Source organism: Breznakiella homolactica (assembly GCF_016616095.2).
Lineage (GTDB): Bacteria > Spirochaetota > Spirochaetia > Treponematales > Breznakiellaceae > Breznakiella > Breznakiella homolactica.
This window is the reverse complement of sequence record NZ_CP067089.2, coordinates 1,894,581-1,920,001: the sequence shown is the minus strand read 5'-3', so window position 1 is coordinate 1,920,001 and position 25,421 is coordinate 1,894,581. Positions and strand designations below refer to the sequence as shown.

The 25,421-nt window shown below is 54.1% G+C and carries 23 protein-coding genes; 19 read left to right on the top strand and 4 right to left on the bottom strand.

The features are described from left to right. Nucleotides 1–7 precede the first annotated feature (7 nt). From JFL75_RS08810 to JFL75_RS08725, 19 genes are all read left to right on the top strand, one after another. Complete coding sequence (locus JFL75_RS08810; RefSeq protein ID WP_215626314.1) at nt 8–427, top strand: GPW/gp25 family protein; 420 nt, start codon at nt 8–10, stop codon at nt 425–427. After that, on the top strand, nt 402–3,407 hold the full coding sequence (locus tag JFL75_RS08805) for a putative baseplate assembly protein (RefSeq protein ID WP_215626313.1): 3,006 nt from the start codon (nt 402–404) through the stop codon (nt 3,405–3,407). Before JFL75_RS08810 ends, JFL75_RS08805 begins: the two co-directional genes overlap by 26 nt. Further along, nucleotides 3,404–3,949 carry a hypothetical protein gene (locus JFL75_RS08800; RefSeq protein ID WP_215626312.1) on the top strand — a complete coding sequence of 182 codons (546 nt, stop codon included), beginning with the start codon at nt 3,404–3,406 and terminating at the stop codon, nt 3,947–3,949. The genes JFL75_RS08805 and JFL75_RS08800 overlap by 4 nt, the downstream gene beginning before the upstream one ends. Before the next feature lie 96 nt (nt 3,950–4,045). Beyond that, complete coding sequence (locus tag JFL75_RS08795; RefSeq protein ID WP_215626311.1) at nt 4,046–5,272, top strand: phage tail sheath family protein; 1,227 nt, start codon at nt 4,046–4,048, stop codon at nt 5,270–5,272. A 32-nt stretch (nt 5,273–5,304) separates the two neighbouring features. Then, nucleotides 5,305–5,733, top strand: a complete 429-nt coding sequence (locus tag JFL75_RS08790; protein ID WP_215626310.1) for a phage tail protein — start codon at nt 5,305–5,307, stop codon at nt 5,731–5,733. Nucleotides 5,734–5,788: 55 nt separating this feature from the next. Beyond that, complete coding sequence (locus tag JFL75_RS08785) at nt 5,789–7,180, top strand: hypothetical protein (protein ID WP_215626309.1); 1,392 nt, start codon at nt 5,789–5,791, stop codon at nt 7,178–7,180. 31 nt (nt 7,181–7,211) lie between these two features. Continuing rightward, nucleotides 7,212–7,661 carry a putative periplasmic lipoprotein gene (locus JFL75_RS08780; protein WP_215626308.1) on the top strand — a complete coding sequence of 150 codons (450 nt, stop codon included), beginning with the start codon at nt 7,212–7,214 and terminating at the stop codon, nt 7,659–7,661. Nucleotides 7,662–7,682: 21 nt separating this feature from the next. Continuing rightward, nucleotides 7,683–8,090 carry a DUF1257 domain-containing protein gene (locus tag JFL75_RS08775; RefSeq protein ID WP_215626307.1) on the top strand — a complete coding sequence of 136 codons (408 nt, stop codon included), beginning with the start codon at nt 7,683–7,685 and terminating at the stop codon, nt 8,088–8,090. Between the two features lie 17 nt (nt 8,091–8,107). After that, the gene (locus JFL75_RS08770; protein WP_215626306.1) at nt 8,108–8,806 is read left to right on the top strand and encodes a pentapeptide repeat-containing protein; all 699 of its coding nucleotides are present in this window, start codon (nt 8,108–8,110) and stop codon (nt 8,804–8,806) included. Nucleotides 8,807–8,816: 10 nt separating this feature from the next. Beyond that, the gene (locus tag JFL75_RS08765; RefSeq protein ID WP_215626305.1) at nt 8,817–9,281 is read left to right on the top strand and encodes a hypothetical protein; all 465 of its coding nucleotides are present in this window, start codon (nt 8,817–8,819) and stop codon (nt 9,279–9,281) included. A gap of 12 nt (nt 9,282–9,293) precedes the next feature. Further along, complete coding sequence (locus tag JFL75_RS08760; protein ID WP_223292804.1) at nt 9,294–9,665, top strand: hypothetical protein; 372 nt, start codon at nt 9,294–9,296, stop codon at nt 9,663–9,665. A gap of 80 nt (nt 9,666–9,745) precedes the next feature. Then, nucleotides 9,746–9,874, top strand: coding sequence for a hypothetical protein (locus tag JFL75_RS20875; protein ID WP_285291975.1), 129 nt, complete (start codon nt 9,746–9,748; stop codon nt 9,872–9,874). A 61-nt stretch (nt 9,875–9,935) separates the two neighbouring features. Next, entirely contained in the window at nt 9,936–13,679 is a 3,744-nt protein-coding gene (locus JFL75_RS08755) for a hypothetical protein (RefSeq protein WP_215626304.1), read from the top strand. Nucleotides 13,680–13,695: 16 nt separating this feature from the next. Then, complete coding sequence (locus JFL75_RS08750) at nt 13,696–14,409, top strand: eCIS core domain-containing protein (RefSeq protein ID WP_215626303.1); 714 nt, start codon at nt 13,696–13,698, stop codon at nt 14,407–14,409. Continuing rightward, entirely contained in the window at nt 14,409–15,041 is a 633-nt protein-coding gene (locus tag JFL75_RS08745) for a hypothetical protein (protein WP_215626302.1), read from the top strand. Before JFL75_RS08750 ends, JFL75_RS08745 begins: the two co-directional genes overlap by 1 nt. After that, complete coding sequence (locus JFL75_RS08740; RefSeq protein ID WP_215626301.1) at nt 15,019–16,206, top strand: hypothetical protein; 1,188 nt, start codon at nt 15,019–15,021, stop codon at nt 16,204–16,206. The genes JFL75_RS08745 and JFL75_RS08740 overlap by 23 nt, the downstream gene beginning before the upstream one ends. Then, on the top strand, nt 16,181–16,732 hold the full coding sequence (locus tag JFL75_RS08735) for a hypothetical protein (protein ID WP_215626300.1): 552 nt from the start codon (nt 16,181–16,183) through the stop codon (nt 16,730–16,732). The genes JFL75_RS08740 and JFL75_RS08735 overlap by 26 nt, the downstream gene beginning before the upstream one ends. Before the next feature lie 287 nt (nt 16,733–17,019). Beyond that, entirely contained in the window at nt 17,020–17,391 is a 372-nt protein-coding gene (locus JFL75_RS08730) for an eCIS core domain-containing protein (protein WP_215626299.1), read from the top strand. Nucleotides 17,392–17,728: 337 nt separating this feature from the next. Next, nucleotides 17,729–19,033, top strand: coding sequence for a methyl-accepting chemotaxis protein (locus JFL75_RS08725; RefSeq protein WP_215626298.1), 1,305 nt, complete (start codon nt 17,729–17,731; stop codon nt 19,031–19,033). A gap of 118 nt (nt 19,034–19,151) precedes the next feature. Here JFL75_RS08725 and carB read toward each other — a convergent pair whose 3' ends face one another. The 4 genes from carB to JFL75_RS08705 form a co-directional block, all read right to left on the bottom strand. Then, entirely contained in the window at nt 19,152–22,394 is a 3,243-nt protein-coding gene (gene carB / locus JFL75_RS08720) for a carbamoyl-phosphate synthase (glutamine-hydrolyzing) large subunit (protein ID WP_223292803.1), read from the bottom strand. Next, nucleotides 22,394–23,518 carry a glutamine-hydrolyzing carbamoyl-phosphate synthase small subunit gene (gene carA / locus JFL75_RS08715; protein WP_215626297.1) on the bottom strand — a complete coding sequence of 375 codons (1,125 nt, stop codon included), beginning with the start codon at nt 23,516–23,518 and terminating at the stop codon, nt 22,394–22,396. The genes carB and carA overlap by 1 nt, the downstream gene beginning before the upstream one ends. A gap of 240 nt (nt 23,519–23,758) precedes the next feature. Beyond that, entirely contained in the window at nt 23,759–24,079 is a 321-nt protein-coding gene (locus JFL75_RS08710; RefSeq protein WP_215626296.1) for a YbjQ family protein, read from the bottom strand. 47 nt (nt 24,080–24,126) lie between these two features. Next, nucleotides 24,127–25,146, bottom strand: coding sequence for a LacI family DNA-binding transcriptional regulator (locus JFL75_RS08705; RefSeq protein ID WP_223292802.1), 1,020 nt, complete (start codon nt 25,144–25,146; stop codon nt 24,127–24,129). Between the last annotated feature and the right edge of the window lie 275 nt (nt 25,147–25,421).

Below are 25,421 nucleotides of genomic sequence, written 5' to 3'. Positions count from 1 at the left end.
GTGAGTTATGAATAGGAATCTGCTGGGTAAAGGATGGGCGTTTCCAGTCACTTCCGATATCAAAGGAAATATCCGCTTCTCCCAGTATGAAAAAAGCATAGAGGAATCCATCCGAATAATACTCAGCACCAGCCCGGGAGAACGCCTGATGCGTCCGGATTTCGGCTGTGCCATTAATGAACTCGTTTTTTCTCCCAATACACCCAGGGCCGTAACCCTGGCCGAGCATTATGTAAAAGAAGCCATAGTCAGGTGGGAGCCCCGGGTTATTTTAAAGGAAGTCAGAGGTGAACCCGACCCTGACAATCCCGTGGCGATAAACATCCACATAGACTATGAGATCCGGTCCGTGAATACGTTTTTTAATATGGTCTATCCCTTTTATTTAGAGCGAGGTGAAATTGATTCCAAAAAGCAACTTGGATGACAGGACCTTTGACGATATCGTTGATGAGGCAATACGGCTGATTCCCCGGTACTGCCCGGAATGGACAAACCATAATCCGACGGACCCGGGGATCACCCTGATTGAACTCTTTGCCTGGATGACGGAACTTACTCTCTACCGCCTCAACCAGGTTCCGGAAAAAACGTATCTGTCCCTCCTCGAGCTTATGGGTCTTTCCCTCATCCCGCCCCAGGCGGCCCGGGCAGTGATCCGTTTCTTTCCTGTGGAAGGGTATAAAAAACCTGTCGCGGTCAAGGCCGGCACCCAGATAGCCGCGGCTTCCGGCGGCGACACCATGTACATGTTCGAGACGGAACAGAATATTACCGTACAGAATAACCGCCTGCTGGCCTGTATCAACCGGCGCGGAGAACTCTGGACCGATTACTGCGGGGACGATGCAGTTTCCCCCTTTAGGCTTTTTGAGGCTAACGGAGAGATTGATCATATTCTGTATATAGGTTCACCGCTGTTTTCGTATCTGCTTTCCGACCACACCATTCAGATAACCTTTAAATCCTCCGCGGAAATTACGTCGGTGCGGGATGAGATAACGAATTTTCTGTACTGGGAATACTGGGACGGCCGCGCCTGGGTGCATATTGCTCCCCGCCAGACAATAGATAAACGGAAAAAACGGGACAACACTATATATATTCAAGGCCCGGTTCCCATAGAACCCAATACGGTAAACGGGCAGGAAGGGTACTTCCTCCGGGCGGTTCTGACGGAAGTTCCGGAAAGCCGCAAAGCCATTACTGTTTCGGGTCTGGAACTCCAGACCCATTTCGGCGGTTCGGGATTTCTGCCGGATCTGTGTTTTTCCAATTCCGGATCCCAGTACGCGCCGGTGGATATGAACAGTTCTTTCCGGATTTTTTCGGAAAATCCCGAATACAATGAAATATTCTACCTTTCGGCGGATGAAATATTTTCCCGCCCCGGCAGCAGGGTTTTTCTGTCCTTCGCCTTCAGTGAAATATACGTTCCCGGCGATGAGAATGAAAACGTTCGGTTTTCGTATGAATACTGGGACGGCAGCAACTGGGCGAAAATCGGGGAAAGCCCCCGGGATACGTCAGGGCCCAACCGGTTTGATTTTAAGGACGGGACCTTTGCCTTTAAACAGCCCGGAGAGGTTCAGTTCATTGTACCGGATACCATTTTTAAAACAGCGGTAAACAAGGAAGAACGGTACTGGCTCAGAATCCGGCTGCTTACCAAGGACTTTTCCCTGGGAGGCGAATACATTAAGGACGACAAGGAAAACTGGGTATGGCAGTTTTCTTCCAAGGTGCATTCGCCGGTATTCAGCAAGATACGCCTCAGCTACAACGCCGGTATTCAGCAGCCCGAATCGATATACACCAACAGTAATTTTTCCTGGCACGATCTGAAAACCCGGCTGCGGAAAACAAAACAAAACCAGACCCCGGAAACGCTCCTCTTTGATATTTCCGCCGATACGATACCGGCGCTGTACCTCGGCTTTTCGTCGGCTTTTCCCAAGGGATCCGGTTCTCTGTATATAAAAATTGATGACGACCGTTCATCAAAACCAAAAAGCCGGCGTTTTTCTTTTTTCAACGAAAAACTGTTTGAATCCGCCGCGGAACGGCGGCTTCTGGATCTTTCATGGGAATATTGGGACGGAACCGGCTGGCAGGGGCTTCCGGTAAATGATTATACCGACTCATTCCATGAATCGGGGTTTATCGAATTTACCGCCCCCGAGGATATGGCCAGCAAGGACCAGTTTGACAGGGACCTGTACTGGCTCAGGGTCCGGTTTCTTTCGGGCAGTTTTGAAATCCAGCCTACGGTGACGGCGGTGCTGACCAACGCGGTATACGCCCGGAACAGGACCACCTATAAAAACGAGATTGCCGGCTCCGGTACCGGCGCGCCCGCGCAGTGGGTCAGCCCTGCCCATGGACCGCTGCTTCCGGGAATGGAACTGTATATTGACGAAGGTTCAATTCCGCCGGCCAACGAACTGGAAATCATGAAAGGCGAGGGGATCCCCGAGCCGTACCAGATTGACGGGGAGTCCGTCTGGGTCCGGTACAAAGAGGCGGACACCTTTTACGCTTCAAATTCCCATTCCCGCCACTTTGTGGTGGACTACCGCGAAAACAGAATCTTTTTCGGTGACGGCCAGCGGGGGATAAATCCGCCCCGCCGGAAATTCAATATCCGTATCGGATCGTACTGCACCGGCGGCGGTTCTTCGGGCAATGTGGCCGCGGGAACACTGAGGACCCTCACCCAGAGTATTCCCTTTATCGCCGGCTGCGATAATCCATTTCCCGCCGAGGGCGGCGCGGATATGGAAACCATCGATAATCTTAAATCCCGGGCAGCCGGAGTCTTCAAGAGTCTGCAGCGGGCGGTCACGGCCGAGGACTTCCAGTGGCTTTCCCGGGAAGCGTCCGCTTCGGTGGGCCGGGCCTGGTGCCTCAAGGAAAAGAACCGGCAGGGCGAAATCACGGTAATCGTTATTCCCGTCATTCCCTCGGGAGAGACCCTGGCCCACCGGCTTATCCCTTCCCGGGAACTGATCCGCAGGGTCCACGGCTACCTGGATGAACGGAAACTGGTGGGAACGAAAATCAGGGTTCAGGCGCCGCTGTACCGGGGGTTCCATATTCTCATGACCCTGGTTTTCAAAAGCGATGTCATGGATGTGGAACGGCTGAAAAAAAATATTGATACGGCCCTGCGCGCCAATTTCCACGCCCTGTGCGGCGGAACCGGCGGCGGATGGGAATTCGGCAAGGCGGTGACCGGCGGGACGGTGCTGAAACAGATTGAAAAGGTTGAGGGGATCCTGTCGGTGGATGAAGTCCGGCTGTTTGATATTGACGCCGGTGTCGCGGTGGATAAGCTCGTCCTCAAAGACGATGAGCTTCCGTACCTGGATGAGGTCAGAATAGAGAACCGGAGAGAATTGGATTGAGCCAATACGGAATACTCAGACACTGCTATGAAACGCTATTCGGAATCCTCAGTGAGGTAGGTTCATCCACCGGTCTCTTTGACGTACGCGGCGGTGTTCCCGCCGCTGCGGCGCCGGAAGCCGCCGGTGTTTTTCTTATAGTAACGGATGTGGCCCAGGTGTCGCAGGATAAAAACGGGGAAAAGGTTTTTGTGGATGAAAAAACTTATCCCGCTCCGACCTATGTGGCTTTTATTGCCGCCGTCACGGTTATTTCCGGGACATACCCGGCTCTTCTTGAAGCCGCGGGCTGCATCATCAGGTATTTCAAGGACCACAATACCTTTTCCCCGGGGGACTACAACTGGCACGGCAATTCAAATGATACCGTGTATATCGAGCCGGTAATCAGGGAGCCCATTGTCAATCGGCCCCTGCCGGCGGGCCAGGCATTTCCGGCCGTGACCATTGAGTACCGGATAGAGGCGGCGGTGAATTCTGAAAAAGGAGGCGAGTTCCGGCGGGTTCAGAAAACGGATATCAGAAGCAAGACGGTTGAATAATCACATATGCCGCTCCGGATTCGTGTACGGACCGGGCCGGCTTAATTTCCATGTTTTGGGAAGAAAATACCAATCCTGTAAAAGGGGGATACGAAAGTGCCTAATTACCAAACACCAGGCGTATATGTTGAGGAAGTAAGCAGCGGTTCAAAGCCGATCGAAGCGGGGGCCACCAACATCGCCGGCTTCCTGGGGGTGGCCGAAAAAGGACCGGTCAACGAAGCGGTCCTGGTCACGAACTGGACCCAGTATACCAAGATTTTCGGCGGGCTTCACAGCAAAGGATGGCTCGGCCATGGGGTGTACCAGTTCTTTCAGAACGGCGGAACCAAGGCGTATATCAACAACCTGATGGAGCTGCCCCAGGAAAAGAAAAAACCCGCCGCGAAGGGTGAGGAAGGGGCGGACCAGAAAGCCGACGCCGCCGAAGCTCCCCAGGAACCGGTGAAAATTGAAAATCCCGCCAATATCGCGAAACTTATTATCGGAACCGACGACGGCCCGGGAAAAAAGACCGGCCTCTGCCTCTTTGATACGATCCCCGATATTGCCCTGGTGGCGGCCCCGGGGGTCATCGATCCCGCGGCTCAGGACGCGATCCTGACCCACTGCGAGAAAAACCGTTTCCGCTTTGCCGTACTGGATTCTCCTGAGGAGCTGGAAAAAGGCATCGACACCATGCCCATGCCCCGGGACTCCATCATGGGGGCGTATTATTTCCCCTGGATCGAGATGTACGACACCGCGGCGGACCAGAACGTGTACGCTCCGCCCTCGGGGGGAATGTGCGGTATCTGCAGCCGGGTTGACGGGACCCGGGGCGTCCACAAGGCGCCGGCCAACGAAATCTTCAAGACCGCCCTGGGTCTCAAGTACAACCTTACCGACGCTGAACAGGAACTGCTCAATCCCAAGGGGATCAACTGTATCCGGGAATTCCCCGGCCGGGGTATCCGGGTCTGGGGAGCGCGGACGGTCAGCTCCGATCCGGAATGGCGGTATGTCAACGTCCGCCGTCTTTTCTGCATGGTTGAACAGGCGATCCAGAACGGTACCAACTGGGTGGTATTCGAACCGAATACCCGGGATCTCTGGAAAAAAATCACCCGGAATATTACATCCTTCCTGCTGAATATCTGGCGCTCCGGGGCCCTCTTCGGGGATACCCCTGAGGAAGCCTTTTATGTCCGGTGTGACGATGAGCTCAATCCCCCGGAATCCATCGACGCGGGATACGTTGTCGTCGAACTGGGTCTGGCCCCGGCCAAACCCGCTGAATTTGTCGTGTTCAGGGTTTCTCAGAAAACCCTTGATAACGAATAAAACACTGGCTAGTAAGCCAAAAAGGAGAACGTATGGCAGATTACAGCCCCACTACGAAAACCTATTTTAAGGTTGAAGTCGACGGCATCGATTACGGAAACTTTGTTTCGGTTTCCGGCCTCGGTGCCACCGCGGAAGTTTCCGATGACATGGGCGGGATGGATAAAAATCCCCGGAAGGTTGTCGGAAAAGTAAAGTACGATACGGTAAAGATGGTCCGCAACGCCGATCCCCGGGACAAGGTCCTCAAGGAATGGTGGAAGAGTGTGGAACGGGGAAATCCCGAGCAGAAATCCGTATCCGTAGTTTTCATGGACCGGGACGGTACCACTGAAATCCAGCGCCGGAACCTGTTTAACTGTGTTCCCTGCGGATGGACCGTTTCCGACCTGAGCAGCACCGAGAATGGTGTTATTCAGGAAACCATTTCACTTGTATACGAAAACGCCGAATGGGCGTAACCGTATACGGGTTAACGGTACAGGAAAACTAAAGAATCTGTAACTGGAGAGGGTCATGGCGGTGTCAACGGAAAAGAAAAGTATTGTATGGTTAGTCTGTATTCTGCTTCCGCTGTTGATACCCCATACTCTCTCCGCGCAGAAACTGGAAATTGCCAAACTGCCCGGCAAAGGGGCGGAACAGAAACCTGATCCGGTAATACAAGTCGTTACGGATCTCCAGGACCGGTACAACGGTTTAAACGAAAAGATCCCCGCCATGGTTATGCTGGAAACCTCCGGCGCATCTGCGGTGGCCCCCGGGATAGTAGCGGAAATTAACCAGGAACTTCCGAAACATCTGGTAAACGGGGGACTGGTAAAACCCGTTTCTATGCAGAAGTGGCTCACCGCCACCTATTACGACCGAAAAGCGAATAACCCCTTCGTGCTTATGAATGCCCTGCGGAACGAGCAGTATACGGTTCCGCTGCAGTATATCTGCAAACCCTTCGTATTCAGAAGCGAAGATTTTTATATTCTCAGTCTCAGTTTTTACGCCTTCCGGCAGAACTACTATCCCGTTACGGTGCTCCGGTTTTTTGAATCCCCCGGGGATATTCCCGACGCCATCGACGCAGCGCTGGCAGAAATGAACCTCCGCCTCTTTGCGGAGAACCGCGGAACCGGAATGCCGAAGGTTCTGGTACATAATTTCGAACTGGAATTTCTTAAACTAGTCGCCCTGGAAAGCGGGGAATTCGAATTTATCCAGGCGCCGTTTATTACCCAGCACGGGGTTCCCCTCCGGGAAGGGGACGACTATTTTAGCCTGATCATGGGATACCTCTTGTCCGCCACAAACCTGTTCCAGGTTATGCGCCCGTCGGATTTTTCCGGGTATACCAACTCGGCGGGTATCGGAAGTGCCCTGGCGGATTACGCCATCCACGGCCGGGTCCAGCTGTCCGAAGAACTGAGTATCCTCTATGTGGAACTCAGGGAGATCCGGAACAATGTTCTCCTCACATCGATCCGGTATCCGCTCCGGGAATTCACCATGAAACATCTCTGGGAGGCGTACCGGGAAATTTCCGCTGCGTTGGTCCGGTCGGTAATTCCGGCGGAACTGTTCGGGGTGGTGCCGGCGCTTTCCGCTCCCGGAAGAGGCCTGTACACAAATAATATGTTTATCGGATGGGATGCGGCTGAAAACTTCGTTCTTCCCAAGGGTAAGCATGAAATTTCCACCGGGTCCTATTATTACACCGGAGTGCCGGAACAAAGATTCGGGAAACCCGCGCCGGAAGAACGGTCCGGTTCACGGCAGCAGCCGGAGAAGGACGCTGCCGAAGAAATACAGGTGGAAGCTTTTTATATTTTCCTGGATACCATTGACCAAATCTTTACCGACCGGGAAGGAGAGTACGTATGGAATTTGCTGAACAAATCTCCGGCGGCAAAGTAGATCCCGGGTCCGCTGAAATCAGGGAGGTTCGATGAAAAAACTGCTTATCCCCGGACTCTTGGTCATTCTTCTCACCGCGTGCGCGAGCGACCCTCCGGAGGCTGAAATAATTATTCAGGACCCCCTGGTGCTCCTGGAAATTGCGCCCCTGCCCCGGGCGGTGGTGGTAGCGAAGCAGGTACAGGAATACGAGCCGGTGTATACGGTATACCGGATTATAGAGGTCTCGGAAGTTAACGGCGTCCAGCGGTTTTTTCTCGTGCGGACCGGCGCGGACAAAACGGGCATTGAGGTAGGTGTCACCGAATCCATCGCGGAGGACGCGGAATTCCAGAAGATAATCGGTAAGTTCAAAATAATCGAAATGTTCGGTGATTTCTTCCGGTGTCAGATAGAGGAACTGGATTATAAGATTGGCAGCACCGCGTATATCAGAATCAAGACCGGAGAACGTCTCAAGGAAGCGGCGGCGTCAAGCTAAGTACCGAAAAAGGAGGACCCCATGTCCCATATAGCGAAGGTGGATACACAGATAAAAGACCTTGCCATGCTCAAGCAGGCTCTGACGGTTCTGGGTATTCAATACAACGAGGCGGAACAAGGCCAGACCATTACCCTTAAGGGATACGGCAAAAATGAGATAATCGAAGACTGCATCATGGAGATAAAAACCGGCAGTTCCTACAGCATAGGAATCCGGCAGAAGGATAAGGGATACGAAGTTGCGGCGGACTGGTGGGCCATTGAAACCTTTACCGGCCAGAAACAGGAAGAGATCATGAACCGGATTACCCGGCAGTACGCGTATGAAACGGTGATGGATAAAATCCGCGGCATGGGCTACAGCGTTGTGCAGGAAGAGCAGGACACCAAGGAAAACCTGCGGATAACCGTGCGGCGCTGGGATTAAATTCCCCGGGAGGAACAGTGGGTTTTTACGGACGGTCAAACCGGATGCTTATTGAACAGGAAATCCTCAAGGGAGAACTCAGGGACTGCCAGATTGTGGAATGCGACCTCAGCGGTCTTGCCGCAGGGCCCAGTCTCTGGAATGAGGTTGAGCTCCGGGATCTCCACGCCAATGATATCCGGTTTGAGGGAACACGCATTGCAAAGAGTTTTTTCTACCGGTCAAGTTTTATGCGCGCCCGCTTCACCGATACCGCCATCCGTACCGCCACCCTGGACGGACTGACACTTATCAGAAGCCGGTGGCAGGGATGTTCCGTCTCGGAGAGTATATTTAAAAACCTCTGTCTGCAGCGGGCGGAATTTCTGGGATGCCGGATAAGCGGTTCAACCTTCGCGGATTTTGAAGCTCTGGACGCGGCAATAGAAAATACCGTTATCGCCCACAGCGGCTTTAGTATCAGCTACGGCAGCGGGATGAACGGCTTCAGCGGCGGTACAATCCGGAACTGCCTGTTTTACAACTGCCGGTTTGAAGGGTTTCCCCTGCGGGGGGCAGCCCTTGATTCCTGCGCATTTATTTACTGCTCAGGGGAAATCGGGGACGATATGGACTGTTCCAACGTGGCGGGACTCGGACTCCGGGGCGGCCGGATCAGTCCCATGCCGATCAAATCGAGAAACGAAGCGTCGGGCCTGTTAGCCCGGTTTATATAAGAAGGACGATATGGGAATACCACGGGAAGAGGAAATCCGGGCAGCCGTCGACGGGATGCCCCGGGAAACCCTGGCGGATGCCCTGGCACTGCTGCTGGCCCAGGGAAAGGCCCCAAGCCAGCAGACCGCCGGAATGGATAAACCGGACCTTAAAAACTGCGCCCAGGCGATTCAGTATTTAAAACGGAATTACCAGTTTCCCGAACTGGAGTTTTTTACCACCGAAGCCGATCTGGTATACGTCCAGGCCGGGGACCGGCGGGTTCTGCTGACCGACCGGATGGGCGGAACCGCCGCGCCGGACCGGGGAAGTATGCGATATGACGACGGGGCCTTTGAGAACGAGACAGCGCCGCCATCTCTGCGGCCGGAATCCCCGGGAGCGCCGGGTCCGGCGGCCGATCCGGAAGAATCTTCCGGAGAAAGCCCCAAAGCCGGCGGGGACAGCGGCCGTTTTTCAAACCTCGAATTGTAAGGGAGCGGATCCATGAACATACGGACGAGTTTTAGATTTACCCTGCCCAAGGGAACCGGAATCAGGACGGAAGCCGGCCGGAAGGTCACCGGGACCATGCGGCTGATTCAGGTTAAGGATCTGGTGCTGATAGAACGGGACAGTCAGGTTCAGCGGGGGAGCGGAGCGTTCTACGTGGTGCTGCTGAGCAAGGTCATCACGGAACTGGGCCAGGAAAAAATGATCACCAGGAAAACTATAGAGGGCCTGAGCTCGGCGGACTTTGCCTTTCTGGTAGACTTCATGCACCAGGTGAACCACCAGGTAATAAAGAAGATACCGCTCAAGTGTGAAGTATGCGGGAATGAATACTGGGGAGCGCTGACCGAACTGGGGGAAGCATAAGCCGCCCGCGGGGAGCGATATACCGTGAGGCGGCGGATCTGGCGTATTACTTTCACTGGGAGCGTGAATCCATACTGGGGATGAGCGGAAGTGAGCGGAAGACGTGGCTTGAACAGATCGACCGGATCCACCGGGAGCAGAAGGCTCAGCGGGACCGGGATACGATGACGCAGCTGGAGCAGCTGCTTGCGGCAAGGGACGGGGAGTAGAACCCGTTTCGGAAAAGGCATGAATAAAAAACGGTGAAGTGAAAAAGATAAGGGGGAAACAATGGTACGGGAACTCGGCTGGTATTTAGGGGATAACCGGTATACGGAGATAACGAACAGGATAGAAGAAACCCTTGGAGCGTACGGAGACGCGAAAGCTCGGGGAGCTGACCCGGATGAACAGGCCGCGCTGCGGGAACAGGCGCGGGAACTTTGTGAGGAACACAGTGTGGCGGCGGGTCTGCGGACGGCGGACGCGGCGTACATCAATATAGACGCGGAATTTTTTGAAGGAAACCGGCTGGACGAAGAGGCGGTGGACCAATTCGTAAAGGAAGTGGTAAAGGGCCACGGATACCAGCGGGTACTGTGGACATACATGGGAACCACCGGAAGCCTGACACAGATCAGCAAAGGGGAAATGGAACTGGCGGGTCTTCAGTATGAAGATTATCTGCCGCTGACCTACCAGGGCGCTTCCCGGTCCGGGGCGGCTGATGACAGTCCCGCCGATGGAACTACCATACCGCTCTACCTGTACAGCGACGGAAGCGTCAGCGAGACCTACGACCGGAGGAAGGCAAAATACCGGTTTGACGCGCTGCAGGATGAAAGCGGGATAGACTGGACGCAGGGGTACAACCCCAACGGTGAAGTAAAGAAAGACGGCTGGTACGGGGCGTTCGACGGGAACGGAATGTGGGTGCGGGTGCAGGAAGGCAAAGGTTTTTCGGATGATGCTAAAAAGATTGAAGCGGTAATCCGGATATTCAAGGACGGAGACCGGGCAATCCTGTACGATCCCGGGGAACTGCTGCTGAACGCCGCGGAGCTGATATACCTGACCGAGACCGGAGAAGAATACGGCCGGCTGGAATCTGATACCGAAGGAATGGCCGCCGAGATTCGGGCGGAACTGGATCGCCTCGGGGCCGACAGGATAAGCGGCATAGCCGGCGCCAATGAGGCCCGGCTTGCGGCCTACCGGGAAGTACTGGGTGATCTGGCGGCGGCTGATCTGGCGGCGGTTGACCGTGAGCGGGCGGCGGAACTCCGGGCCCGGGAAATAGAACAGACCGCGGCGGCGGCCGGGGAAATTGCCGGCCTGCGGGTGGAACGGCTGATCCGAGCTGCAGCCGGCTTCGGCTCAGCAACGGCGGTGTTAGAACGGGGTGTGATCGGGGTTCCGCTGGATATACGCCGGGACGCGGACGCCCGTGCTTTGAATATAACCGAAGAAGAAGCCGGGGAAATTCTGAGGCATGGAATGCCCGAAGGGCAGGAAGCACTGTACCGGGGAATTCTGGGAAGCATATACGCGAACTGGGGCTACTACGCCGGGAGCGGTGTCAGCAAGGCTGAAATGGCCGGGACCGTGGGGGCTGTCCTTACCGGCTCTGCCGGCGGCGGTATTGACCGGGTGATAACCGCGGAGACAACCCTTGGGGCAATCATGCACGGCGAAAGCCGGCAGGCAGCGGGCGCTGACGAAACCATCCGGCTGTACCGGAGCGGGATCCCCGGGGTGTTCCGGGAACCGGAAACGGTAGACTTCTATGATGAAAAGGCCCGGGAGCAATACATACAGAAACTTGAAAAAGCGAAGGTTCTGCCCAAAGGCGGGAGCGGCGCGGCGCTGGAAGCGTTGAGAAGTCTCCCCGAAAAAAGCGAAGAACAGCGGAAGAAAATAAACGAACGGCTGACGCGGACATTGGGCCAGTACCACACGATTTCGATGAGTACGGGGATGCCTGTCGGAGAGGTGGTAAGCGCGGCGATAGCGGGAACCCCCGCGGCGGTGAACCCGGCGCTGCAGAAGAAGGTGTACTACGAAATCCCCGCGGAGGAACTGGTAGCAGCGGCGAAGGACGGAACCGCACCGATCCGTGAGGTCCCCGCGGAACAGGTGGTAGCGGAACTGGAGCGGACCGCGGCCCTGAATGAATCCAAAGGCGGTAAGATCACCATCGGCGGAGTTGGCGGAAAAGGACTTGATGAAGTTGGTCTCGGCCGTGAAGTGCTTGAACGGGACTACGGCTACACCGGGAAAGAGGCGGAAGCCATGGCGGGGATACTGCACAGTATCCGGGTAGATGAGGGACTGTCCCCAGAAGTACTTGGTGTATTGCTGGAAACGATGAAACCCGCAGTAGCGGCGAGCCGCGGAAAGGGCGCCACAGCGGCGGAAGCTGCGGCAGTCCGGGCCGCGGCGGGACTGCCGGGGGTGCGGTACAATCTGGGGAATGAGACCGGATTGCGGGCATACCTGGGGAGTGAAGAATACCGGACCAGCGGACTCAGCGCGGAAGCGGTGGAAGCTGCGGTACAGGACGTGAAGCGTGGAATCCTGCGGGAAGAAGCCCGGCGGGCTTCTCCGCCAGTGCTTCCCGGAATGGATACCAAAACCACGGTACCGCTTGGCCGGAACGGCGGGACCGCAACGGACGAAACCGGCCAAAGCATCGTATCCGCGGAAAACGGAACCCGGAGTACCGGGCCGGCGGCGGGTGGTTTCAGCGGACTGATTCCCGCTGCAGCGATGATCCGTCCGCGGTACCGGAGCGCCGGGACCACGTTGCCCGCTGACCGGAAAGCGAAAAAGGGCACACTGGAAACAATCGCGGAAGTGCGGAACATCGGAGCGACGGCTGAGGAGCGGCAGGAAGGCGGCGACACTGTGGTGCAGCTCCGGTCCGCTGGGGTGGAACTGCGGAGCGGGTTTACTTACGGCGGAGATAGTACTGATTCCATCCTTCCCGGCCTGATCATCGGCGAGGGATCGGGGGAGGGGCTCCCAGGAGTAAGCGCGGCGGACCTGTCGGGTATAACTGAGAAAGATCTGAGCGGGACATACGGATACAGCGGTACCGAAGCGGCATCCGCGGCGGCGGCGCTGAATAGTATGAAGGTTCCCGAAGGCCGGGAAGGGTACTATAAGAGTGAGTTGGCTCCCCTGGTACAGACAGCGGTCCGGGAAGGGAAGACCGTGGAAGGCCTCCGGCAGGCGCTTGGCCGGGTACTGAAAGGGCGGAACGACACGGCGTACAATGTGGCAAGCCCCGAGGGAACGGCGGGCTACCGGGCTGGGGCAATAGCCCACAGCGGCGGCATGAGCGAACGGACCCTGAACCGGTATATAGAGCAGGTGCGGCGGAACAGCGGATTGGCGGCGATTGCCGGCAGCCTTCCGGCGATGAGCAGTATGGCGGGGATGGCCTCGCCTTCGGTGTATTTGCGAAGTCTGGGAAACCGGAGCTTTGGATCGAGCCCCTCGATACATTCGGGAATGAATAACCGGTTTGTGTCCCTGGGCGGCAGCGGAAGCTCAGGCGGAAGTGTCCCGACCGGTGGGATTACCGGGTCCGGCGGAGAAATGAATGTGCTGCGCGCGGCACTGGGCGGAGTTGGACCGGAACTGTCCGGCGGCAGCGGAATCACAGGAACTACAGCGGGAGGAACAGGGAGCGGAGTACCGGTCCCATCGACACGGACACCGCGCCGGGTGAACAGCGGCACGGCGCCGGCACAGACGGTACGCGGTATGACCACGGGGAATAGAGCGGACCATCCGCGGACGGGAATGGGTGAACAAGACCGGGAACTTGAACGGCTGCGGAAGATCGAGGCGAACTACGAGCAGGACAAGGCTGAGCTTTCGAAAGCGAAACAGCCCGCGCTGGCCCGGAGTGTGAGCCACGATGTGGGACATGCGGAGGGAACAGAGGATTCGGTAGACCTGAAAAAAGTCGCGCAGCAATACAGTACCGATGTGTTGGGAGAATTAAAGAAACGGAAAGGGGTGTAAGGATATGGGACCCGCAATGGAAAATACGCAAAGTCTCGCCGGAGCCTGTAATGCTCATTACAATCTTTCCCGGGTAAAGAATATCATAGAATACGCGATAGATCTGAAAAAGAACAAGGCCGCGCTATTCCGTGAAGCAGCAATATTGGAGAAAAAAGCACAGCCGTTTGCAGAATACCAAAGCTGGGAACCGCGGATGCTGAGGGATTCTGAGGCAGACCGGGTGTTTCCGCTGGAGAGCGTACGGGTACATGAGTACCGACTGGAACACGGCGGAGAAATCGAGGACGTTCACGTGCATACGGGCAGTTACGCGGATGAACTAGCGCGATCGTTGAACGCGCTGGCGGTGACCATAGGCAAGGATATCTATTTCCGGAATAACCAGTACAATCCCGGGGATGAAGAAGGGCGGAAGCTGTTGGCGCACGAGCTGACCCATGTGGCGCAGTACACGGAAGGACGGATCCAGGCGCACAGTACGGTGGAAGAGCTGGAATCTGAAGCGGAAGCAGCGGAGCAGCAAGCGGAATATGACAGTGATCCGTATATACGGTTTCCTGCCGGGAATAGGGTGTACCGGCTTCGGAAATCGGATATGGGGCGGCTGGTGCAGCTGACTGCGGATGAAGTAGAGCGGTGGCTTGAAAAGCAGCAATATGAAGTGAGTGAACAGGAATACCTTGAACTGCTGTGCCGGTACGACGATTGGCTCGAAGGGAGGGTGTGATGGGGGAAATACACCGGTATGAAGCACAGCGTCTGATCCAGCGAACGGTAGAAGAGTTTAGTTTAGTATTGTATGACCTTGATTGGAAACGGCGAAAGAAACAGGACATAAGTGTAGCTGAGCTGCGGCTGTCGAATCTGTATGAAGCGTTTTATAAGGCTGCGAGCACCGCGGATTATGCCCGGAACGGGTTGAAACTACTGAATAGTGAAGGACTTGCGGAATTGCTGGGGATGTGCCGGGAGCTTGCAAACTATTATGACCTGCCGGTACGGACGAGCATCCCCGAGGGGGCGTTAGGGATAGGGTTTGACATCATTCTGTGGTTTGAGATAGAGATACGGAATAATGCGTTGGAACGGCTCAACCGGAATAAGGAAGAGTTGTGGGATTTGCGAGGGGAACTAATCGCCGCTATACGAGGTGGCGAAACCAGTGAAGAACGCAGACGGTCGCAGGAATATTTGAACGAATTATTTGAAGCGAAACGGCGGTATGAAGCAGTACAGAATCGGATATGGGTAAATGAAACATTAGTACAAACAGATCTATTAAAACCAATGTTTGTGGAAAAAGATAAAAAGCCGGGGGGAAGCATTAACAGAGACGATGGCAGAACTGAAATTGCTTAGGGATGAACAGTATGAACTTGAACTGCAGTATCCGCTGATAGGCATGATCAGTGTTGAAGGGGAAACTGATACAGAGCTTTTGGTGTCTGAAATAGAAGCGGCTGTGGAGACGATCCGTGAAGCGCAGGGGAAGGTAGAGCAGAAGATAGTTGATGGGAGTTTTCCTGTTTGGCAGATGGCGCCGGTGGTGGCGGAAGTATTGAGCCGTGGAGAGATAAACGCGGAAGATGCGAAAAAGATAGCGCAGTGGCTGGAGGGGAAGCAGACGGTAGAAACGATCACGGGGATAGTAAGTTTTGTGCTTCCGATAGGTCTTGCTGCAGCGTGTTTTTTCATGACCGGAGGGACGGCGCTGTTACTTCCGCGGATACTGATAGAGACAGCGATAGCCGGAACAAATCTGGGAATGAGTATCGGAGCGTACAATGAGGCGCGGACACGGCGTGATATGCTGTATGCGCAGTCATTGGTGGAAGATGCGTGGATAATAGATCGTGGAGAAGGGCTAGAAGCGGCAGAGACTGCGGTAACGATGTCATTTATTTCGCTGGCGGTATCAGTGATAGGGTTTGTTGATGTAGCGAGGGTAGGGTGGCTGTTTTATAAGTTTAAAAGTCTGCCCGTTGGGATGCAGCAAACCTTAAATTCCCTTGGACGCAAAGGGATGGATATTGTTCAGGATCTTAGCAGTGAACAATTAGAGGCAATTTCAAAATTTCAAAATTCTAATTATATACTAGAACATTTTAGCATAAATGATTTAAAATCGTTTGATGAAAGAGTAACAGTCTATCGTGTTGAAGGAACTAAGAATACAAGAATCTTAATAGATAGTAATGGATATGTTACTGTTCAAGGTGACACAACATTATATTTAAATTTTGGAGATGAAGCTAGGGCGCAAGCTTTTTTAAATAAAAGAGTAAAACAAAATATGAATGGAGCGACAATTAAAACTTTTGAAGTTCCACAATCTGTTGTAGAGGAATTAAGAAAAAGTGCTGTGGCTGAAGATTTAGTTAAGGATTTCCCTGATCGACCAATTATTGCTGATCCAACAAAGGCTGCAGATCAGTATGGAATTCGACCAGACGGGCTTAAAAGCCTACAGGATAAGATTATTCAAGGATCGGGTAAAGATGCAAGTAAAACAAGTAAGAACTGAAGTTCTCAATGAGAAAATTAGGCTTGAAAATTCACCAAAACCAACTGATAAACCTACAGGATTAGGAACTGTCAGATTTGTAGTAATATGTAAATCAGATGCATGTGAACTATTGGAGAATGCAAAAGAAGTTTTAAAGATTGTAGATAATACTTATGACAAGAATTGGCCAACACTTGATGAATGGAAATGTATATTACCTAAAAAATTTATTGATAGTTTTGATCCTGAAATGTCACATCAAGAAAAGATAGAGTTAGTTGAATTTCAAAAAACGTTATCCTGGCAAGAAAAAACTGATCAAGATAAAGAAAGAAAATGGTCTTTAAGCAGTTGGCTATATTGGATGGAGCCTGAAAATCGAACTTGGTTTTGGTGGGATTCTGCCTGCTTTGAAGAGCCAATAAAAGACACTCATTTTGTAATAGCTGTAACAATATTGGAATGGCCATTTCCATGGGGGGCATTGAGGTGGTTATTTAAAGCATTTGGTGCAATTGATGTAGTTCCTGAGGATGAAGTGTAATAGTCAGAATCCGCCAGGGACCCGAAGCGGGGGTGGCGGAAGCCCCCGGAGCGGCAAGACCGGAGGTTTTGTCGTGAGGAGGCTGGAGCCAGGGGGAGCAGCCCTCGGGGAATGGAGTCATCATAGCAGAGACAGCGGCCCCAGAAAAAGTATCATGGGGTGTCAGAGAAAACGGGGGATGAGCGACTTTCTAGGCCGAAGGCCGACGAGGAGCCATCCCCCGTTTTTTTTGACAGGACCCCAAGAAACGGTATCCGGGCCATAATCCTAGTATGGTGCTCCCCCTCATGGCACATGGAAAAAACATATACATCCGTGAAGCAGCGTACAGTGAAGGAAGCAGTGCTACAGACGCGATACTGTTACATGAATTGACCCATGTCCTGCAATATCAGCGTGGCATGAAATTCCACGGGGAAGAAGAAGTGAAAGCCGGTGAGCGTGAAGCGGACCGGAATGAGACACTTCTTGAACGAGCGGAAGATCCGTATTACTACGCGCAGATAGGAGACGAGGTGTTTTATCTGAATAAGCGGATAGAGAAAGAGGCGATAGACTATGCGGTAGAGCTTCTGAAGGACTGGCTGGGAAAAGAAGTAGCGCAAGGGAATATCGGAGCGGTAAGCAGCGTATTGGAACGACTGGAGCGTCGGGTATGAGTACACAAGAGGACCGGGTAAGAATACTGTACAACGCGTTAATTGAGTATCACCGAGGACAGCTTGCGCACTATGCAACGATACCAGCAGAAGCACGGAGAGTAAAGGTTACTCTGAATGAAGGAGACTATGATCAAAAAGTAAAGAGTATCCAGACGGAGGTGCAGTACTATGACCGGACTCTAGAAGCCTTAGCTGAGAGCAGTGACGCGGATCTGGAGCAGGCAGAAATAGAAATGTTCTTGTATTGTTTGCGGCGGCAGTGGCGGTAGCAGTGCCCTGTTTCCTGATTCTTGTCAGGTTGTTTTTTAGACGGTCCTTTATCAGGAATGTGCTTTTGCCTTATATCATCATGGTTGTTTCGGTTATTTTCGTCGGGCTTGTAATCGGGTATCTTGGAAACGGCATCCATTACCTCTGGGGCGCGCCGGTCTGCGTGGTTCTCGCTCTGGGGTTTCTGGCTGTCATGGTCCGGAAAATCAGCGTTCCCGTGCGCAACGCCGCGGCTCTGGCAAACGACCTTGCCGAAGGGGAAGGGGACCTTACTATCCGTCTCCAGGCGAACGACCGCGATGAGCTCGGCGAACTCGGCACCCGGCTCAATGTATTTATCGATCGCCTGTCAAAAATCATTTCCGAAATACGGAGCGGCGTTAAGGATACCCGGAAGAACAGCGACCAGGTCTGTGAAACCATGAACAACGCTCTTACTTCGGTTTCCGAAATCACAGCCGTGATTGATGAAGTCAAACAGACCATTCTTGGCCAGGCGGAAATCGTACTTTCCATTTCCTCAACCGTGGAGGAAATGAACGGTATCACCAAGGAGCAGGATGACAAGATCAATAACCAGTCCCGGAACGTAAGCAAAAGCTCCTCGGCGATTGAAGAAATGATGGCCAATATCAATTCCATTGCCGACAATCTCAGGAAGAGTTCCCTGGAATTCGGCACTCTTAATACCGAGGCTCAATCCGGCAGGGTGGCTGTGGAGGAACTCAAAAAAACAGTCCTCGCCCTCAACGAACAGTCCGACAGTGTATTTGAGGCAAATCAAATCATCCGGAATATTGCCAGCCAGACCAACCTCCTGGCTATGAATGCCGCCATAGAGGCGGCCCATGCGGGAGAAACCGGCAAAGGATTCGCCGTGGTCTCCGATGAAATCAGGAAGCTGGCGGAAGTCTCCAATGCCCAGTCAAGGATTATCAGTGAGAATCTTAAAAACCTCAAGGATTCTATAGACCTGGCTGTCAGGAATACCGACAACACCGGAACTACTTTTGATGTTATTTTCAGTTCTGTGGACACCGTAACCAGGATTGAAGAGGAGATAAAGAATTCCGTCGAAGAACAGTCCGAAGGAAGCGCCCAGATACTGGAAGCCCTTGCCTCCATCCGGCAGAGTACCGATGCTGTCCACAGCGGTTCGGGAACCATGCTGACCGGGAGCAACGCTATCCTCGGTGAAATGTCAAAACTCCGGTCCATCACCGAGGGCGTGCGGGACTCGGCCGTTGATATCGCCCGTAAGGCAAAAGATGTGGAGCAGATGGTCAGCGGTTCCACAAAGTCCGTTGATGAAACTCTTGAAAGTATATCCTGCGTGGAATCCCAGGTGGCAATATTCAAAATAAACTGAATGCAAGACCGGCACACCCCTCTTGCCCGGGCAGCACAGAGACGGTTAAGCCGGAACGAACCTGTACATGCTGGTAACGCCGGATGTGTTCCGGCCTGAAAGACTCTGTACTGCCCCGCTACCGGTAATCTTCCCACGCCTTTATTTCGATCCCCTGTTCTTTCTGGTAGGCCAGGGCGTCGATAAACTGGCGGGCTACTTTTATATTGGTAAAAAGGGGAATATCGAAATCAACCGCCATACGCCGGATGATATAATCGTTTTTCAATTCTGTTTCGCGGTTGTTCTTGGGGATGTTAATCACCAGATCGACTTCCCGGCGTTTGATGAACCCCGCGATATTCGGTTCCTTTGATTCCAGGGGCCAGTTGAGGGCCGTCACCGGAATGCCGTTGGTACCCAGGAACTTCGCCGTTCCCCGGGATGCCACCAGTTCGTAACCCATATCCGTGAGTTTCCGGGCCGAATCCAGAAAACTGATCTTGTCCTCAATGGGGCCGGTGGAAAGGAGTATCCGTTTTTTCGGGACCCGGTACCCCACGGACAGCATGGCTTTGAGGAAGGCATCGTTCAGGTCCGTGCCGATACAGCCAACCTCCCCGGTGGATGCCATCTCAACCCCGGTAACCGGGTCGGCCCCATGGAGCCGGGAGAAGCTGAACTGCGCCGCCTTGACCCCCACCCATTCCAGGTCCAGAGCCGACGAAGGCGCTTTCTGGACCGGTTCGTCCAGCATGGCCCGGGTCGCCATCTCGATCATGTTAACCCGGCTGACCTTGGAACAGAAGGGGAAGCTCCGGCTCGCCCGGAGATTGCATTCAATAACCCGCACCCGGTTGCGCTGGGCCAGGAACTGAATGTTGAAGGGGCCGGTAATGTCCAGGGCTTCGGCGATTTTCGAGCTTATCCTGCGGACCTTCCGGATCGTTTCGATATAAAGTCTTTGCGCGGGGAGCACCACCGTGGCGTCTCCGGAATGGACCCCGGCGTTTTCCACGTGTTCGGTGATGGCGTGGAACAGTATTTCCCCCCGTTTCGCCACCGCGTCTATTTCTATTTCCTTGGAGTTTTCGACAAACTTCGAAATCACCACCGGGTGTTCAGCGGAGACCTCCGCGGCCATGCCCAGGAACTGTTCCAGGCTTTCATCATCCCAGGCGACATTCATGGCCGCGCCGGAGAGCACATAGCTGGGCCGGATGAGCACCGGGTACCCCACGGATTCCGCGAAGGCTTTAGCCGACTCCAGATCGGTAAGTTCTTTCCATTCGGGCTGCTCAATACCGAGCTTGTCCAGGAGAGCGGAAAATTTATTCCTGTCCTCCGCCATGTCTATATATTCCGGCGCGGTTCCGTAGATCAGCGCCCCGGCGTTGTACAGTTTCGTAGCCAGGTTGTTGGGAATCTGGCCGCCCATGGAAAGGATCAGCCCGTCGGGCCGTTCCCGTTCATAGATGTCCATAATCCGTTCCATGCTGAGCTCTTCAAAATACAGCCGGTCGCACATATCGTAATCCGTGGACACTGTTTCCGGGTTGCAGTTTACCATGATGGAATAACGGCCGAGCTTGCGGGCGGTTTCCACCGCGTTGACGCAGCACCAGTCAAATTCAACGCTGCTTCCGATACGGTAGGCTCCGCTCCCCAGTACCATAACACCCCGGTTGGACGGCGTAACGTCATCGGTGGCGCCGCTGCCGGTCCCCGGGGCGGCGTAGGTCATGTACAGGTAATTTGTCCGGGCAGGGTATTCCGCGGCCAGGGTATCGATTTGCTTGACCGCGGGCCTCAGGCGGTATTCCTCTCTGAAGGAACGGACCGTGAGTTCCGGGAGCGCCAGGAATTCGCCGATCCGGCTGTCGGAAAAGCCCAGACGTTTTGCCCGGGCCAGGAGTTCCCGGTCAGGCCGGGCGTCACCTTTTGGGGTTTCAGCCCTGAGCCGGCGAAGGGCCTGTTCCGCTTCCAGGGCATTTGCCATCCTGGCCAGGAACCACCGGTCTATTTTCGTGAGCCGGTGGATCCGGTCAACGGACCATCCCTCCGAGAGGGCTTTGTATATGACGAAGATCCGGCGGTCCGTGGGTTTCGACAGGGCTTCCCGGAGATCGGCTGAGTCGGTTCCGCAGAGCTGCTCATCCGCCGCCAGGCCCGGAGCCCCGATGCCGGTCATGCGGATCGCCTTCTGCAGGGCTTCTTCGAAATTCCTGCCGATGGACATGACCTCCCCGACGGATTTCATTTCGGAACCGATACGCACATCCACGTTTTTGAATTTGGTCAGGTCCCAGCGGGGAACCTTTACCACGCAGTAATCCAGGGCGGGCTCAAAACACGACTTTGTTGCCCGGGTGATGCGGTTTTCAATATCCGTCAGGGAATATCCCAGGGCAAGCTTGGCCGCCACGAACGCCAGGGGATATCCCGTCGCCTTTGACGCCAGGGCGGAGCTCCGTGACAGCCGGGCGTTTACTTCGATGATGCGGTAGTCTTCGGAATACGGATCCAACGCGTACTGGACGTTGCATTCACCCACAATCCCCAGATGGCGGATGACTTCTATGGCGATGCGCCGCAGTTTGTGGTATTCCGAATCCGTCAAGGTCTGGGAGGGCGCGACGACAATACTTTCTCCGGTGTGGATACCCAGGGGATCGAAATTTTCCATATTACAGACCGTGATGCAGTTATCATACCGGTCCCGGACTACTTCGTATTCTATCTCCTTCCAGCCGCCGAGCCATTCCTCCACGAGAACCTGAGGGGCGTGGGCAAAAGCCCGGTCGCACCGCTTACGCAGTTCTCCCTCGTTCCGGCAGATCCCCGACCCGGAGCCGCCCAGGGCAAAGGCCGCCCGGACCATAACCGGATACCCGATTTCCTCCGCGGCTGCTGCCGCCGCATCCGTGTCCGTCACGGCAATACTCTTCGGGCTCTTGGCGCCGATTTCATTGAGCCGCTCCACAAAGCGTTCTCGGTCCTCGGTATCCTCGATGGCTTTTACCGGAGTACCCAGGACCTGCACTCCGTACTTGTAGAGGGTTCCGTCCCGTTCAAGGCTTACCCCGCAGTTGAGCGCCGTCTGTCCGCCGAAGGAAAGAAGCAGGCCGTCGGGTTTTTCCTTTTCAATAACCTGCTTTACGTATTCCGGGGTAACCGGCAGAAAGTACGTCCGGTCCGCCATGCCTTCGCTGGTCTGGATGGTGGCTATATTCGGATTGATGAGCACCGTGGTGATGCCCTCTTCCCGGAGCGCCTTGAGGGCCTGGGACCCGGAATAGTCGAATTCCCCGGCCTGGCCTATTTTAAGTCCCCCGGAACCGAGGACGAGCACTTTCTTTACCGTATTTTTCAGCGTATCCATTATCTGGTCCCCCTGACTTCTTCCATAAACCGGTCAATGAGAAATTCCGTATCCCGGGGACCGGGACAGCCTTCGGGATGGAACTGGACCGCCGAGAACGGACCCCGTTTCGAGCGGATACCCTCCACGGTTCCGTCATTGGCGTTGATGAACCAGGGCTCCCACCCTTTGGGAAGGGTCTCCTCCCGGACGGCGTAGCCGTGGTTCTGGCTCGTGATATAGCAGCGTTTCGTTCCGGCTTCGATGCAGGGCTGGTTCTGTCCCCGGTGGCCGTAGGGGAGTTTGTATGTATCCGCCCCGGCGGCCAGGGCCATGATCTGGTTCCCGAGGCATATCCCGAAGATCGGCTTCCCCGCGGAAAAGGCCTTCCTGACCGTGGCGATGGTTTTTCCGCAGGCTTTGGGATCCCCGGGGCCGTTGGATAGAAACAGTCCGTCGTATTCAATGCCCGACAGGTCGTGGTTCCAGGGAACCCGGATGACTTCGGCTTTCCGGGCCAGGAGGCAGCGCAGGATATTTGCCTTCGCTCCGCAGTCCACCAGCGCTATCCGCGGCGCGGCTCCCGGCTTTATTCCCTCCGGGGTGTACACCGAAACACCGCCGCAGGAGACATCCTCCACAGGGTGGGGGACGATACCCGAATCGAGGGTAACCTCCCGGGTTCCTTCAATAAGTATCTTTCCCTGCATGACCCCCTGTTCCCGGATCCGCTGGGTCAGCGCCCGGGTATCGATGCCGAAAATACCGGGGACATTGTTTTTTTCCAGCCATTCCGGGAGGGCCATTTCCGACGCGAAGTGGCTCGGTTCGTCGCAGGCTTCGGAGACCACAAAACCCGAAACCTGGATACGGCCCGATTCAAAGTGAAGGGGAATGCCGCGGCTGTCCAGCGGGATTTCTCCGGCTTTCGGCTTCAGCGGCACCCCGTAATTGCCCTGGAGCGGATACGCCGCGACCAGGATCTGCCCCCGGAAACTGGGGTCCGTCAGCGATTGAGGATAACCGGTCATCCCCGTGGTGAATACCACCTCTCCTGCCTGGGAGCGGGCTTTCCCGAAGGAAAAACCCGTATATTCCGAGCCGTCTTCCAGGACCAGCCGGGCGCTGAGGGGATGCTTTTTCATCGATGGTCTCCTTATTAAAAAACAGAGCACTGCTTAAGGCGGGGCCTGCGGGCGTGACGGACCGTGGCGGCTCCATTCATCCGCTGGATCCATAGTAAATTGTATGCTGTCAATAAATCAAGTACGCAGGCGCTTTTTAGGAAGAGAATTCAAAAAAATCGTTGAATTTAATGGCTTTTTAAATACAAAAAAACAACTTTTTTAAATATATATTCTTAATTTTAAAACTAAAATGCTTTTTTAAGCGTTGCCCGCAAATTTAACCGCCGTACCGTAGGCCGTGACTTCGGCGGCTCCGTCCATGACCGCTGACGACGTATACCGGATGGCTACAATGGCATCGGCTCCCATGGCCTTGGCTTCCTCTTCCATCCGTTCGGTGGCGATCTGCCGGGCTTCCTGGAGCATTTCCGTGTACCCTTTAATCTCTCCGCCTACAATGGTCTTAAGCCCTGCCATGAGGTCTTTCCCGAAATGCTTGGACTGAACGATGCTTCCCTTTACAAGGCCAAGGTGTTCCAAGGTCCTGCCGGAAATAGACTCACTGGTGGTACAAATCATACCTATCCTCCGTAGAATATTGTTACTTACAATATAGCCACATCGTATCAGGATATCAGGGGTGACGTTGATTCCCGGACAATAAGTTCGGTTTCCAGGAGTATCCTCCGGACCCCGGTCTGGGGATTGTTGATCAGGTCCACCAGAAGTTCGCAGCTGGAAAACCCGAGCTGGTATTTCGGCTGGTTAACCGTGGTAATGGCGGGATTAACCATGGACGCTATGTCGAGGTTGTCGAATCCCGTAACCATCATGTCCCGGGGAACGTTGATCCCCGACCGGGCGCAGGATTTCACCACCGCGGCGGCGTATACATCGGAGATGCAGAAGAAAGCGTCCGGTTTTTGGGGGCTCGCCAGGAGCTGCCCCACCGCGGAAACCGCCATATCGTAACTCACGTCCGGAAGCTGGATAACCAGGGCCGGATCCTGCGCCATGCCGGCTTTTTCCAGGGATTCCGTATACCCCTTGAGGCGCTGCCGGGCGTATTTGTAGCGCATGGGCCCGTTGACAAACGCTATCCGCCGGCGGCCCAGGGAAATAAGGTATTCCATGGTCGCTTTAGTGGCGGCGATATCGTCAATGGAGACATAGGGTATTTCCAGTTCATTATCGAATTCGCAGCACTGAACCAGCGGAAGGGTATCATAGAGTTTCCGCAGAAGCGGGGTAGGGACATGGTTGGTCGTTATGATACCCGCGGCGTTTACCTTCTGAATAAGCCCGGTCAGGGTAGCGATGGTATTGCTGTTTATATGTTCTTCATTCACCAGGAGCTGAAATCCGTGGCGCCGGGCCGCCGCCTTTGCTCCGGACGCAATCTGGCTGTAAAAAGGGTTGCCCAGGGACGGAATGTTAAAAATAATAATTCCGCTGGTCTGAGGCTGTTTAACCATCTGGAGATCCGCCGTATCGTAGCCGTGTCTGGCCATTATCTCAAGGACCTTGTCCCTGGTTTCGGGCTTAACCTTGGACGCTCCGGTCAGTATCCGGGAAACCGTTGCAATGGATACTTCCGCTTCAGCGGCAATCTCCTGGTAGGTTGATTTTTTTCTATCGTTTTTCACAGCCATGCCTCTTGGAATGCACTATACCACAGATAGAGATTTTGGTAAATATTATTTTTCAGAAAAAATATTATTTTACATTTATTTTATGAAAATTTTCATGAAATTATGAAAAATATGCAGGGAAATATATATCAAAAACGGAATATATCTGAAAAACCAGGCATAATTATTAAAATACTGAAAATTTCTTGACATCTCATGAAATGGATGGTACTGTTTTACAGAAATATGATATGTAATTTACATTGATTATTTCGAAAAGGGAAACCTAC